Here is a 14218-nt window from a genome sequence, read left to right as displayed (position 1 = left end):
CGCCCACACACGCCATCCGTTGGGTGCGCCGCGTGCGGTGATTCCAAATCGGTGAAACAGCTGAGGTGGCCGTAGGGCGAGAGTCCGCGGGAGTACGGCTCTGGACGAATGCTGGCTATCGGTGTCGGGGCGGGCCGCAGGGCGAACATTCCATCCTCAATCTCAAGCCCTTTGTTGATCTTGGCATCAGTGGGCATGGGGCTGTGAGAAAGCTGAACCGCTCGAAGGTCGAAGGCACGGCAAGCCAAGCCCGTGCCTTTTGGAGTACTTCTTATGCTACGCCCCCGCGACCGGTGACAGCACGCAAGCCGATCCTAGATGTTCCATTGGAACCACTTCGGTTCCAATGGAACGTCACAAGGAATTTTGCCATGCCCCCCGCCGCCCCCCACCGCCGAAACGAAGCCGTCGTCGAATTGCCGAACGTCGCTCGTCGCGACCTCTTGCTCACCGTCAACCGCATGGCTATTGAGCGGGTCCAGAAGTTGATTGGCACGAGCGCCAGCACCCCGACGTACATTCTGTGCAGCACCTCCCTGGCACCGGCGGAATTGCTGCCGACGTGCGTCAAGATCAGCTGTGACCGCGCGAGGAAGAAGTGGTCGAACGTCCGGGCGCTCGCTCGCTTGCACGGCGTGCCGTTCATCTTCACCATTGATGGCGAGGACGCTGCCGTCTTTTATCGGCATCCCGATTATCGAGACGACATGGTGCGGTCCTGGCTGGAGGAGTACCACAAAAAGGTGCGCATGGCGCAAATCGAACGCGAGCAGCACACCACCACGGACTCGACGATGGTCCAGCGCGTTGCCGAACTTGAACGTCGTGTCATTGCGTTGGAGGAGGGGCGCCACAATGGCTGAGACAAAAACCTCCATCAAGCGCGCGCCCAAGCGCCCCATGAGGAAGACGTTCCGGCTGGCTTACAGCGTCGAAGAACTCGCCATGGCGACCAGCATGAGCCGCACCAAAATTTTCGACGCGTTGCGCACGGGTGCTTTGAAGGGAAAGAAGCTGAAAACGCGGACCATCATCCTGCGCCGGGATGCCCTTTCCTGGTTGAAGGGCCTCCCCGACTGGGCCTGATGCACGGCGCACAAACCCCGTCACCGGCTTCATCCAAGCCGACAGCGACTCATCCGCGTGTTACCGGTCATTCATTCCACCTACGGCGGAGACCGTCCCCCCGGAGCGAACTCCGCCGCCGTTCTCATCCCGTTCATTGAAGGATGTTTCTCATGTCGTACGGACACGATCCAGCGGTGGTCGTCGCCGCTGAAAAGGCAGGCGCCGCCGTTGATGCTGCCACCATCCATACGCCGGTGTTCCAAACTGGCTCGTTTCCCGCTTCCGAAGCGATGCTGCGCGAGGAAATGTTCCACCGGCATCGCTGTGACGGTGGATTCGAGGAGGCGGTGAGGCTTTGGGACAACGCGGTGGAACGCCGCTGCAGCTCGGACACCCAGGTGTATTGCGCGACGTACCAGTTGTTCCTCGACATGCCGGGTGATCCGGAGACTGCTCGGGAGGAAATTCGTCGGCGTTGTGAACATCACGACCCGAAGATCCCCTACCGGTGTGACAGCGATGACATGATTTTGCTGGTCAAACTCAGCATCGACCAAAACCCGAAGCGGGCGAGCAAGATTGCGTGTGCCTTGCGCTACGCATTGCGTATGAGAACCGCACCGCACGACCTTGAAGCGTTTTTGAAGGAACATGGGGGCATCAAGGGGTGCGCGACAAAGTATGCGCAGATGGCTGGTGTACCGGAAAAGGGGCAAGCTGAGGCGGGTCAGAAGATCGGCAGCGTGAAGTCGATGCATTCCATCGTGTGTAATGCGGACAAGATCGAAACCATCAAGTCGCATGTCGATCAAGCGACGAAGCAGGTCCGCTTCATGACCACGTATGAAGAAGCGGCGGACGGCCGACTAATCATTGCGAACGTCGAGTTTCTGCACGACTGACCGGGATTGAGCATTCTTATGCGGACTTTTCCCGCGTAATCAGTACAAACGATATCGCCGGGTGACGAAATCTCATGAAAAAATCAACGCAGCCGATCAGCACACTAGAAACATTATAATTTTCAGGCATATCGTATGCAATGAACATTGAAATTCCTCCAGACATTTCTTCAGTCTATATCGTTACGATGAATTGCAGCATTTACCAGAGCGGAACTCGTGACAGCGCACAGAACCTTATTTTAAAAAGTACGCGGAAAATACCTATATTTTAACTATCCTTTTTTACAACGACACCGTGTAAACAGTTGTTGCCAACATGAGTGACAGTGCTATAGCCCTCTCTATATGAGTACGATGTATTACACTACACCATAAGAATGATACCTGTGCTCATAGAGCCCACCTGACCTTACATAAGACTACACAGCCCCCTATGAGGTTACACAGCCCCCTATGAGGTTACACAGCCCCTTAGGCTTACATAGCCCCAGACGCTTTTAAAGGGGGGCGCTCCGAGGCCCCTAGAAAAAGCCGAAATTTTTAACCGTTTCCGCATTCCCCGCAGAGCACACACCCCATGCACACCAACCTTGCCGAAGCCTACCCAGGTTTCATCGGACCAGACGCTGCCGAGAGGGAAACGCGCACTCGTTCTCGGAACCTTCTTACCGACACCGCTCCACATCTGCAGTCCAAGCGCGGCCGGAAACGCGAAAGGAGAAGGGCGGCCGAGAAGCTGAATGCCTGCCTTGACGGCAGCACCTCCTGCAAATCACCCTCCTGTCTCAAGTGCACACGCCAACTCCAAGTGACAGCGTACGACCGCCTTTCTGCTCAGTTCGCGGACCATCCGCCACTTCATCATGTGACCCTCGTCCACGACAGGTACATGGTCGAGGCTGGCGAGCTCGACGGGGCGAGGCCGCAACGGGTGATCAACACCGTTCGACAGCAGTTCAAGCGAGCGGCCTTGCTACACGGAAAGGCTGTTGGATCATATGAAGTCGAGTTCCGCACCGACTTGAGATGTTGGGTACCGCATACCCACCTCATCGTCGCCGGTCTCAACAGGAAGGAAATCGAACGGCTGCGGCGCTGGTATGCTGGTCAGACAACGTCTGGCAGCCATCGGATGGTCGTTCAGGAAATCGAGAACACCCCCGAGGATTTCGCAAAGGCGTTCACCTATCCGTTCAAATGGCGCACCTATGGCCGGGATGTCGTTTTGCTGCCTGACGGGTCGAAAACTCGTGGGCGAGCCTACCGGCTCCCCAAACCCATTGAGGACGAACTTCTCCTCTTCCTGAACGCGCACAAATTCGAGAACCTGATCTACACCATCAATTTCGGATCACGCGGAGCGTTTTGGAAAGCCAGCGAACATTCTCAAATGAGCGGAAAGGCCGAAGTTCCACCATCCACCGGCTGGTCCACCTACACACCAGTTGGCGTTGGCACGGCAGCGGAAGATCAACCACAGGCCCCCGAAGTTTGGACTGCCGAAACCGAAACGCATCTCAAGATTTGATCAAAGCCTCTAGGCAGCTCCGAATACAGAGATTTGCTTACTTCGCGACGGAGCATGACTGCTCCAAAGATTTGCAACGGATGACACACGAATTGGCACTGTTACGCCCTGTCTGGGTCGGGCTCTTAGCAACCAAAACCAATTTGCTGGGGCGCTGTACAGCCAAACTGATGCCCGCTGTTCCGGACCGTTGCGCCTTTATTCATCGCTCACCCTGAAGCGTTTTATTGCATCCAGAACGAACGGGCTGAGAATCGTCACCACAACACCAATTACCGCAGTGATGAGTCCGAACAAATAACCTTCAACCCGCGTGATCGAAGCGCGAACCTCGGAGGTGATGACTTCTTGACGGGAGCGGAATTCGGTGATGTCCTTGTCTATACTCTTAATGGAATCGGAAAGCCTCACGACACGCAGTGTTTCCTCCGGTTCGCGATCACCAAGGATCTCGCGGAGACGTTCGATATCGCCTTTCGTCTTCTCAGTGGCGCTCTTTAGCTCAGCAATTTGAAGGGACATGGTCGCATCTGGAAGCGACTTGATGACCTCGATATCGGAGAGCAATTTTGCAACACGGTCGCCACTTTCGTTGGCCTTTCTGACGGCTTCTTGAACATCCATTTCAAGTCGTGCAATACGTTGAGTTGCCAAGTCAGCAAAAGCCACTTCGGGATCACTCTTGGAACTTAGAGAATCCAAGGTAATGTTAAGTGTCAATGCGGCAATGATTGACGCGAATCCGCCGATTGCGAGCGGCAAAAACTTTTCGGCGAACGCCTTTTTCGTTTTTCGGAAAAATTCTTCTCGCTGCTCCTTGCGGATTATGAACTCTTGTTCCTCTAGCTCCGGTTCTCCTCTGTAGAGGTGCTGCACAGCTTGTTGTAGCTGCTCTTCAGGAGAAAGGTTATGATCAATCTTGTAGACCTTGTACACCGACCGCATTAAAGAAGTAATTTCAGCGACAACTCTCAATAGGTGATCGAAGTTCCTTCTCTTTACCGGTTCACCATTAGCAAGCTTCGTGATTATGCTGAGACTAAGCGTGTTCCATCCCGCTGCGCTATTGTGCTTATTGATGAAATACCGCAGTTGGTCCTTTTGGTACTCGGTCAAAAATTTGCCGCTCTCAACCACAATCATTTCATCGGCAGCCATAGCGTCCAGAGCCTTCTATGTATCACGAGAGGACGGGCGACCTGACCCGGCGCTCCCAACCATTATCGGAGGTGGTGAAGGTACATCGGCTGATGTGCGCGTGAACACTCGCGTGGTCGCCGAGATCATTCCGCGGCCTGCATCTCCCGACCCTTCACAGGCGCCAGCGCCTCGACGAGCAGCGCGTCGAGAAGACGGCGACGGGTGTCGTCACCCTTGGCAAGGCTTTCCTCCAGCTGATCGCACAGCATCATCAAGTCATTCACCCTGGCAAAAATCCGATGTTGCTCATCCAAGGGGGGGATCGGAAGCGGTAGCGAAACCAAGGTCGTCTGGTTGATCTTGGGCATGGTCGCCTGCGCCCCTGACGCATTCTCTGACAGAAACGCGCGAGCCGGAGGTGAGATTGCTGCCAGATGAACGTACCTGAGATTCACATGCTCAGAGAGCCGCACCCTCATCATCAAATCAGGGAACAGGAATGTTGTTGGTGGCCCTTCGTAGATCGCGGCGATGCCTACATATTCACGTGTATTGCCCCGTTGGAAAAGAAGGTCACCTTGTTGAAGCCAAAGATCCGAGCTGCTTGGGATCGTTGCCTCAACTCGCTTGAAATGATTCGGGTTAAAGACGCCAGATGTTGTTGCCGTTAAGGTTATTGCCCTCGGCGCATCAGTGCGGGTCGTCGGCTTTGGCGAGATACCATTCTGCGGCCCGCTTGTGATTAACTCGTCGAGGGCAGCCCATTTCCATGAAATGGGAATGGGAAATGGTATGGCGTCACTTCCAACCATCACAGTCGAACCGCGTGAGCGCCTCTTCTCGGCAGAAATCCGCTTAAGCAACTCCGACGCCGGTTCATCGTTAGGGTCCTGCGGCACGAGCTTGCCCCGCACTGCGAGGTTCAGGATCGTCTGGCGGAGTTTCTTAATCTGGTCGGGACGCGTGGTAAGCGCAGTCAGGGCGCCCAGCGCGAACTTCGCATCTTCGTGAAACGTTTCCGGATCGGGATCATTCAGGCGAGCAAGAGTTGCTGCGACAAATTGGTCGCGCGTAGCTTCGCGTAGCTCTCTCGCCTTCTCCAACTGGTCGCATAGCGCCATCAACTCATCGACCTTGGCAACGATGCGGCGCTGTTCTTCTGCTGGAGGAACGGGAGTAGGCATTTTATTCAAAATAGAATGGTTCAAGTTCGTCATGGTTGTGCCAACCGACTGATTGGCTAGGTATAGACGAACCTGTTGAGAGCGCAGGAGGATCATAATGAACTCGCGACACACGTCGTCGCTGAACCTTACACGAAAGCTTCCAGTACCGCAGATGTAGCCGTTAGCTTCATCTCTCACTAGAGCAGCCCGCCCCACCTCACCTCTTCTTGCCATTACAACATCGCCAGCCTGGAGGCGATACGATGACAATTCTTGAGCTTTTCGGGAAGATACAGCGACGCGTTGGTCAGCGACAATCTCGCCGTTAACCATGTGCGATGGATTAATGACCGGAGTTCCGCCAACAACATATTCATGTTGATGAAGCATTGAGCCAAAAGGACCAGTCGCTACTTCCAAGGCTAAATCTCCATAGCGCGACCATTCCCACCCCTTGGGGGTTTCAAATGCCTCTTCTTTCTGCACGCCCATTGGCTTGTCAGCTGCAATCTTCCCAGCAGCAGCCAGTCGCGACTTCTCGATCAAGATGCGCTTCAGCAGCTCCGACGCAGGCTCATCATTCGGGTTCTGCGGCACGAGCTTGCCGCGAACTGCCAGATCAAGGATGAAGCGACGCAGACGTGAAACCGCATCGGGCGCGTCGGCGGTGCGCTCGTACAGGGCAAGGAGACGCTCAGCGTTCATCGGGCCACCGCTTCCGCGAGGATGGCCCTCAGCTGGTCGCGCAAGCTGGACGCCCGCGCCTCGGCTGCGTTCAGATCAGCCAACAACGTTTCCGGGTTGCCGTGATCGTCGGCCACCGTGTGCGGATTCTTGATGTCGAGATTGTACCCGCGCGCCTTCACGTCATCGGCCGAGACCTTCCAGGCTCGCGTTGTCTCCTGGCGTCCCTGGCGTTCCGCCCCCCCCCACCAGTCGATGCATTCCTTGAGATGCTCGAACCGGATCGGCTTGGTCATCGAGTAGGCTTTCTGGCCCTCCGGAACACGATGTTCCCAGAACCAGACGTCCTTGGTCGGCTCCCCCTTCTCAAAGAACAGCAGGTTGGTGCCAATCGAGGCGTACGGCTTGAACACGGAGTTGGGCAAGCGGACGATGGTGTGGAGGTTGCACTCCTCCATCAGATGCTCCTTCAGGCGCGTCTTCACGCCCTCGCCGAACAGGGTGCCGTCAGGCAGCACCACGGCGGCACGCCCACCGGGTTTCAGCAGACGGATGATGAGGGCGAGGAACAGGTCGGCCGTCTCGCGCGTGCGAAAGTGCTGCGGAAAGTTGGACTCGATGCCGTCCTCTTCACGCCCGCCGAACGGCGGGTTGGTCAGCACGATCTCGACCCGCTCCTTCTGCTCCCAGCTGATGTAGGGACGCGCCAGCGTGTTGTCGTGGCGAACGAAGCTGGCGTCCTCGATGCCGTGCAGGAGCATGTTGGTGACGCAGAGCATGTGCGGCAGCTGCTTCTTCTCGACTGCCCGCAACGCGCCTTGCATGGTCTGCTCGTCCTCGGGCCGCTTCACGTAGCGGTCCCGCATGTGGCGGATCGCGCAGGTCAGAAAGCCGCCAGTACCACACGCCGGATCGAACAGCGTCTCGCCGGGTCTCGGATCGATCCGGTCCACCATGAACGCGGTGACAGCGCGCGGCGTGTAGTATTCACCCGCGTTTCCGGCGGATTGAAGGTCGTTGAGGATCTGTTCATAGATGTCGCCGAAGTGCTGGCGGTCGGCGAGGTTGTTGAAATCAACGCCACTGATCTTGTTGATGACCTGACGGATCAACTGACCGGACTTCATGTAGTTGTAGGCATCTTCGAACACGTCGCTGACGATGCGACGACGATCCTTCGTCCCGCCGATGGGAATCAGGTTCTTCAGGGACGGGAACAGCTCGTCGTTGACGAACGCCAACAGCTCATCCCCCGTCATGCCCTCCGGGTCTGCCGCCCAGTTCCGCCACTGGAACCGTGGGGGGATCGGTGACTGGTACTTCGCGTCGAGAAGCTCCAACTCCTGATCCTGGTCGTCGATGATCTTGAGGAAGAACATCCAGCACAGCTGGCTGATACGCTGGGCATCACCATCCACGCCGGTGTCCTTGCGCATGATATCCTGGATCGACTTGACGAGAGAACGGACAGACATGGTCTAGGCGGTTTCCTGATAAAGAGCCGCTTGCAGTTCGTGCACGGCCTGTTCAAAGCCGTTCTTACCACCGAACGCCTTCAGAAGCTGCACCGTCGTGCCGAGCCCTGTGAACGGTGGAATACGCAGCACGTTAGCGTCGTCGAGGTTGAGCACGCCTTCATCAGCGTACTTGGCGAGCAGCGCATCGAGCACGGCACGCGCTTGCGGGCCGTACTTCGTGAACACGTCGCGCTTTTTGACGTTCTCTGCCCGTTCCCGACGGGTCAGCGGCTTGCGGTCGAAAGCGATATGACAGATCAGGTCGAAGGGATCGAGGTCGGCACCAAGTTCCTCCGCGACAACAGAAAGCGACAGCCCCTCGGCTTCCAGCTCATCGAGGATCGCCTGCTTGCGATCCGCCTTGTTCCAGCGGTTCAGGAAGCCGTCGAGGCTGGCGAAGCTCTTCCGCAGCGCCTTTTTCGTGAAGTCGCGCAGTGACTCGGTGACAAGCTTGCCGTGCTCGTCAAGGTATTCGATCCGCTCGCCCAGGATGCTGACGGCAACGCCATCCACGTACACCTTGCGCCGCCTGCCTCCTGGTGGCGGATCGGCGTCGGGCAGGCCGTCAACAATGATCTCGTCCTCACCCGGCGTTTCCGGCAGCGACTCGCCTTCCTCATCATTCGGGGGCACGTCATCAGGCGGCACCACTGGGTCATCGTCATGGGGCTCGTAAATCTGCACCGGCTCGCCATCGAACTGCGGATCGGCGAAGTGGTTGGTAGCCCCACGGAAGTCCATCAGCGTGAAATAGAACTTGCGGGTGTCCTCATGCACGCGGGTGCCGCGCCCGACGATCTGCTTGAACTCCGTCATCGAACCGACCTCGCGGTCGAGCACGATCAGGCGGCAGGTCTGCGCATCGACTCCTGTTGACAGGAGGCGCGAGGTCGTCACCAGGACGGGGTACTTTGACTCGGGGTCGATGAAGTTGCCGAGCTGGGCTTGCCCCTCGGCGTCGCCCCCCGTGATCCGCAATACATAGCGGTGGTTCTCAGCGCATAGGTCGGCGTTCTCGTTCACCAGAGCCTGCCGCATGCGCGCCGCGTGCTCCTGATCGACGCAGAAGACGATGGTCTTCTGGAAGCGGTCGCCGCTCTCCTTCAGGAAACGCGTGACCCGCTTGGCAACCAACTTGGTGCGGTCGTCGAGCACCAGGGTGCGGTCGAAATCCTTCACGTTGTAAATGCGGTCCTCAACCTCGTCACCGTCGCGGTCGCGCTGTCCCTTTTCTGGCCGGTAGCCTTGCACATCCCGGTCAATGTGGATTTTCACGACTTTGTAAGGCGCGAGGAAGCCGTCGCGGATGCCCTGCTTGAGCGAGTAGGAGTAAACCGGATCACCGAAGTAGGCGATGTTGGAGACGTACTCGGTCTCCTTCGGGGTTGCGGTGAGGCCGATCTGCGTGGCGGAGCTGAAATACTCCAGGATTTCCCGCCACGCCGAATCCTCGGCGGCGCTGCCACGGTGGCACTCGTCGATGACGATCAAATCGAAGAAGCCGGGTGAGAACTCGCGGAAGAGTTTCTGACGCTCGTCCGGTCCGGTGATCGCTTGGTAAAGCCCGAGGTAGACCTCGTACGCGGTGTCGATGCGGCGCTTTTTGTCGATGGCCGTGGGAAGCGTCAGGTCCGAGCCGTCGTCGCGTTCGATGGTCTTGGAATTCGTCGAGAGTTTTGCCATGGACGCGCCGAACGGCCTGAAGTCGTTCACCATCGTCTGGTCAACGAGGACATTCCGGTCAGCCAGGAACAGGATACGCTTCTTCCGGCCCGCCTTCCAGAGCCGCCAGATGATCTGGAAGGCGGTGTAGGTCTTGCCGGTGCCGGTCGCCATGACGAGCAGGACTCGCTGCTGGCCCTTGGCGATGGCTTCGACCGCCGCATTGATCGCGTTGACTTGATAATAGCGCGGAGCCTTGCCGCTGCCGTCGTCGTAATAGTCCTGGAGGACGGTCTGTTCGGCCTCAGGCGTCAGCCCTTTCCAGGCCCGGAAACGCGCCCACAGGTCGTCTGGTGACGGGAAGGCATCGAGCGACAGCGTGGTCTCGGTCGCGCCCCCAGCCCTGGTGCGGTCGTGGAATACGAAGCCGTCACCGTTCGAGGAAAACACGAACAGGATGTTCAGCGTGGCGGCGTACTCAAGCCCCTGCTGCATCCCGTCGCCGATGCTGTGCGAATTGTCCTTGGCCTCGATCAGGGCCAATGGGATGTTCGGTTTGTAGTAGAGGACGTAGTCGGCGCGCTTGCCCTGACCACGGCTAACCAGCTTGCCGCGCACGATGATGCGGCCTTTGGTGAAGCTGACCTCGCGACGAATCTGGAGGGCTTCGTCCCACCCTGCACGCACGACAGCCGGTGTGATGAATTTTGCGCAGATGTCGCTTTCGCTGAGACCCGTCTTGTCCATGGCGTTCAAACGACTCCTGCGGGGTGGACGCCGATCCTGCGCTGAGAAAACGGGTTTTTCTTTCCCATCGACGCCCCAGTGCCTGTGCGGTCTACGGAATATCGCGCACTTCACACCGCCCGCACAACCGCAATCAACTTCTAGGGGCATCCGCGCGGATGCAGCCTCCGCAAGCAACCGACTTACAGAAGCGAGTCGGAAGAAAATGAAGGTTCCGGACGAAGGTCGTTCGTAGCAAGACGGCGTTGACGCCGCCAAACTCGTCCATCGCTTGCGTGACGGGGAAAACGTTAGAGGCGGCATCACGTGGTCGCCACGGTTGACCACCCGCACACACCGCGCACAGCTTCGTGGGAAATTTGTGGGAAGCCGCCACCTTCCTCTTGCCAACCCATTGAAAAGGTTGGCGTCCCCAAGGGGATTCGAACCCCTGTCGCCGCCGTGAAAGGGCGGTGTCCTAGGCCTCTAGACGATGGGGACGTCGTTGGCGTGGCGGGATTACTAATGGGATGACGGGCCGAGCGCAAGCGTTTTTTCCAACTCCTTTCTACCCCGTTCGCGTATGCCCCCCATGCACTCTCTCCGCGCCGAATTTGTTTGCATTCACATGGTTTGCGCGGGTGCCGCGTCGTCGATCAGAAGCTGGACTCCCTCCGCCCCGTTCCAACGGTCAATGCGCAGGACACCGGCGAGATGGAAGGGCGATCCGCGGCCCATCAGCAGGGCTTTTCCCATCTCACTGTCCAACGCACGGAAGGCGATGGCCTTCAACCGGGCGCCGTCGCCGCCCTGGAGAATGCAGCGGACGTGATTCGCCCCGACCACATCGGCCCGCACCACGCGGGCGTCGGTGACGGCGAAGCGCGGCTCCGCGTTGCCGGTGCCGAACGGGCCGAGCTGGTTCAACCGGTCCACCAAGGCGGCGTTCGCGGCCCCAACCGACAACGCGCCGTCCAATTCCAGAGTCGGCACCAGCGGCGCCGCGGACACCTGTTCGGCAACGCGGCCGGTCAGGAAGGCCTGCAGGTCGGCCAGCTTGTTCCCGGCCACGGTGAAGCCGGCCGCCATGCGGTGCCCGCCGCCGGCCATCAGCAGCCCTTCCTGCCGCGCCGCGATCACCGCCGCCCCAAGATCGACCCCGCGCACCGAACGGCCCGAGGCCTTGCCGATCACCGTGCCGTCCGCCCCCTGCTCCAGCGCGATGACGCAGGCGGGGCGGCTGTAGCGCTCCTTCAGGCGGCTGGCGACGATGCCGATCACACCCGGATGCCAGCCCTCCCCCGCCACGAAGACCAGCTCGGCCAACTCCTCGGCGTGCTCTTCCAGCCGGGCCATGGCGTCGGCGAGCACGCCCTGCTCCACCGCGCGGCGTTCGGCGTTGTGGGCCTCCAGCTTCTGGGCCAGCTCCATCGCCTCCATGGGGTCGTCGGTGGAGAGCAGCCGCGCCCCGAGGTCCGAGGCGCCGACGCGCCCACCAGCGTTGACCCGCGGACCGAGCACGAAGCCGGCGTGGTAGGCGTCCGGCTTCTCCTTGACCCCGGCGACGTCGGACAGGGCGGACAGGCCGGGGTTGGCGCGCCGCGCCATGACTTTCAGCCCCTGCGCCACCAGCGCCCGGTTCAGCCCGGTCAGCGGCACCACGTCGCACACCGTGCCCAGCGCCACAAGGTCCAGCCACTCCATCAGATTCGGCTCGTTGCGGCCCGCGTAGAATCCGGCGCCGCGCAGCGCCCGATTCACCGCCACCACGGCCAGGAAGGTGACCCCGGCCGCGCACAGCGTGCGGTAGGCGCCGTCCTCGTCCAGCCGGTTCGGGTTGACCAGGGCGACGGCCGGCGGCAGGCGCGGTTCGGCCGCGTGATGGTCGAGGACCACCACATCCAGCCCAGCCTCCGCCGCCGCTTCCAGCGCCGCGAAGGCGGAGATTCCGCAATCCACCGTCACCACCAGCCGCACGCCCTCGGCCTTCAGCCGCAGCAACGCCGGGCCGTTGGGGCCGTAGCCCTCCTTCATGCGGTCGGGCACGTAGATCCGCAGGTCGGCCCCCACCGCCCGGAAGAAGCGCCGCAGAAGCGCGGAGGAGGTGGCGCCGTCCACGTCGTAGTCGCCGAAGACGGCCACCGGCTCGCCGTCCATGATCGCGCGGGCGATGCGCTCCGCCGCGACGTCCATGTCCTTGAAGCGGGAGGGGTCGGGAAGCAGCGCCTTCAGCGTCGGGTTCAGGAAGCCGTCGCAGGCCTCCTCGGTCACCCCGCGGGCGGCGAGCACCCGCCCGACGATCTCCGGCAGCCCCCGCCCCTGGGCCAGCCCCCAGGCCAGCCGCTCGTCGTAGGGCCGCGCCTGCCAGCGCTTGCCGGACAGGGAATGGGCGACGTTCAGGAAGGGGGGAACGGTGTCGGTCATGCTGCCCAGGATGCCACGGATCGGAAAGGCCGAAGCCATAGCAGATGGGGGACATGCGGGCCAGCGGATGGGGCTCTCCCGGTGGATTCCCAGCGGGTCTGGCGCCGCCGCGCCTGTACGCAAAGGTGGCAGGCGGCCTTGCCGCACCGCAACTTGAGGCAGGTCATTGCGGATGGAGAGGCGTCCTGCTCCACTGCGGTCAACACCACGCGGAGGAGGGAACCATGATCACCACGGCGATCTTTCCGGCCCGCTACGTCCAGGGCAACGGCGCCCTCGACAGCCTGGGCGAGGACTTGGCCCGGCTGGGCAAGTCGGTTCTGGCCGTCACCGACAGCTTCGTCCTGAAGACGCTGAAGGGCCGGCTGGTCGACGCCGCCGCCGGGCGCGTCGAGCTGAACATCCAGGAATTCCGAGGCGAATGCTCCGACGAGGAGATCGAGCGGCTGACCGCCCTCGCCCGCGCCATGGGCGCTGACACCGTAGTCGGCATCGGCGGCGGCAAGGCACTCGACACCGCCAAGGCGGTCGCCCACGCGCTGGACGCGCGCACCGCCATCGTCCCGACGCTCGCCTCCACCGACGCGCCGTGCAGCGCGCTGTCGGTGATCTACACGCCGGAGGGGGCGTTCAAGCGCTACCTCGTCCTGCCGCGCAACCCGGATCTCGTGCTGGTCGACACCGGCGTGGTGGCAAACGCGCCGGTGCGCTTCCTCGTCTCGGGAATGGGCGACGCCCTGTCCACCTGGTTCGAGGCGGAGGATTGCCGCATCAAGCGCGGCGGCAACATGACCGGGCGCGTCGGCCCGATGACCGCCTTCGCGCTGGCCCGGCTGTGCTACGACACGCTGCTGGAGTATGGCGTGCTCGCCAAGTCGGCCTGCGAGCAAGGCGTGGTCACCCCGGCGCTGGAGCGCATCGTGGAGGCCAACACGCTGCTGAGCGGGCTGGGCTTCGAGAGCGGCGGGCTGGCGGCGGCGCACGCCGTCCACAACGGCCTGACCGCGCTGGAGGAAACGCACCATTACTGGCACGGCGAGAAGGTCGCCTTCGGCACGCTGACGCTGCTGATCCTGACCGACCGGCCGCCGGCGGTGCTGGACGAGGTCTACGGCTTCTGCAAGGCGGTGGGGCTGCCGACGACGCTGGCCGAGATCGGCCTTGCCGGCGTGTCGGACGAGCGGCTGCTGCTGGCGGCGGATCGGGCCTGCGCGGAGGGCGAGACCATCCACAACGAGCCGTACGAGATCACCCCGCAGCGCGTGCTGGCCGCCATGAAGGCCGCCGACGCCGAGGGACGGCGGCGGAAGGGTTAAAAGCCCTCGCCCCCCTGGGGAGAGGGTTGGGTGAGGGGGCGCCCGAAGGGCGTTTACGCACGACGATGAGCCTGCGTTTCCG

The 14218-nt window shown here is 60.8% G+C and carries 10 protein-coding genes and 1 tRNA gene; 5 read left to right on the top strand and 6 right to left on the bottom strand.

Annotated features, from left to right (window positions below; translation table 11 throughout):
• Positions 1–371: 371 nt before the first annotated feature.
• The 4 genes from AMK58_RS06835 (at position 372) to AMK58_RS30325 (ending at position 3501) form a co-directional block, all read left to right on the top strand.
• Positions 372–863, top strand: a complete 492-nt coding sequence (locus AMK58_RS06835; RefSeq protein WP_035673315.1) for a hypothetical protein — start codon at positions 372–374, stop codon at positions 861–863.
• Positions 856–1086, top strand: coding sequence for a hypothetical protein (locus AMK58_RS06830; protein ID WP_035673313.1), 231 nt, complete (start codon positions 856–858; stop codon positions 1084–1086). The genes AMK58_RS06835 and AMK58_RS06830 overlap by 8 nt, the downstream gene beginning before the upstream one ends.
• Positions 1087–1238: 152 nt before the next feature.
• Positions 1239–1970: a hypothetical protein gene (locus AMK58_RS06825; RefSeq protein WP_035673310.1), complete on the top strand. Its 732-nt coding sequence runs from the start codon at positions 1239–1241 to the stop codon at positions 1968–1970.
• Between the two features lie 580 nt (positions 1971–2550).
• A complete protein-coding gene (locus tag AMK58_RS30325) occupies positions 2551–3501 on the top strand; it encodes a hypothetical protein (protein ID WP_137165089.1) in 951 nt (316 codons plus the stop codon).
• 198 nt (positions 3502–3699) lie between these two features.
• Here AMK58_RS30325 and AMK58_RS06820 read toward each other — a convergent pair whose 3' ends face one another.
• The 6 genes from AMK58_RS06820 to recJ form a co-directional block, all read right to left on the bottom strand.
• Positions 3700–4659: a hypothetical protein gene (locus tag AMK58_RS06820; RefSeq protein ID WP_035673307.1), complete on the bottom strand. Its 960-nt coding sequence runs from the start codon at positions 4657–4659 to the stop codon at positions 3700–3702.
• A gap of 125 nt (positions 4660–4784) precedes the next feature.
• On the bottom strand, positions 4785–6512 hold the full coding sequence (locus tag AMK58_RS29425; RefSeq protein ID WP_035673304.1) for a restriction endonuclease subunit S: 1728 nt from the start codon (positions 6510–6512) through the stop codon (positions 4785–4787).
• Positions 6509–7966, bottom strand: a complete 1458-nt coding sequence (locus tag AMK58_RS06810; RefSeq protein ID WP_035673303.1) for a type I restriction-modification system subunit M — start codon at positions 7964–7966, stop codon at positions 6509–6511. Before AMK58_RS06810 ends, AMK58_RS29425 begins: the two co-directional genes overlap by 4 nt.
• Positions 7967–7969: 3 nt before the next feature.
• Entirely contained in the window at positions 7970–10417 is a 2448-nt protein-coding gene (hsdR, locus tag AMK58_RS06805; protein ID WP_035673420.1) for an EcoAI/FtnUII family type I restriction enzme subunit R, read from the bottom strand.
• A 404-nt stretch (positions 10418–10821) separates the two neighbouring features.
• Positions 10822–10897, bottom strand: a tRNA-Glu gene (locus tag AMK58_RS06800).
• Positions 10898–11020: 123 nt separating this feature from the next.
• Positions 11021–12820, bottom strand: coding sequence for a single-stranded-DNA-specific exonuclease RecJ (gene recJ / locus AMK58_RS06795; protein WP_035673418.1), 1800 nt, complete (start codon positions 12818–12820; stop codon positions 11021–11023).
• A 224-nt stretch (positions 12821–13044) separates the two neighbouring features.
• Here recJ and AMK58_RS06790 point away from each other — a divergent pair, with 224 nt between their 5' ends.
• Positions 13045–14136: a glycerol dehydrogenase gene (locus AMK58_RS06790; RefSeq protein ID WP_035673302.1), complete on the top strand. Its 1092-nt coding sequence runs from the start codon at positions 13045–13047 to the stop codon at positions 14134–14136.
• The last annotated feature ends 82 nt before the right edge of the window (positions 14137–14218 follow it).

The sequence above is a fragment of the Azospirillum brasilense genome (assembly GCF_001315015.1).
Taxonomy (GTDB): domain Bacteria; phylum Pseudomonadota; class Alphaproteobacteria; order Azospirillales; family Azospirillaceae; genus Azospirillum; species Azospirillum brasilense.
Note: the sequence above shows the minus strand (reverse complement) of the source record. Positions and strands in the feature narration are given on the sequence as shown.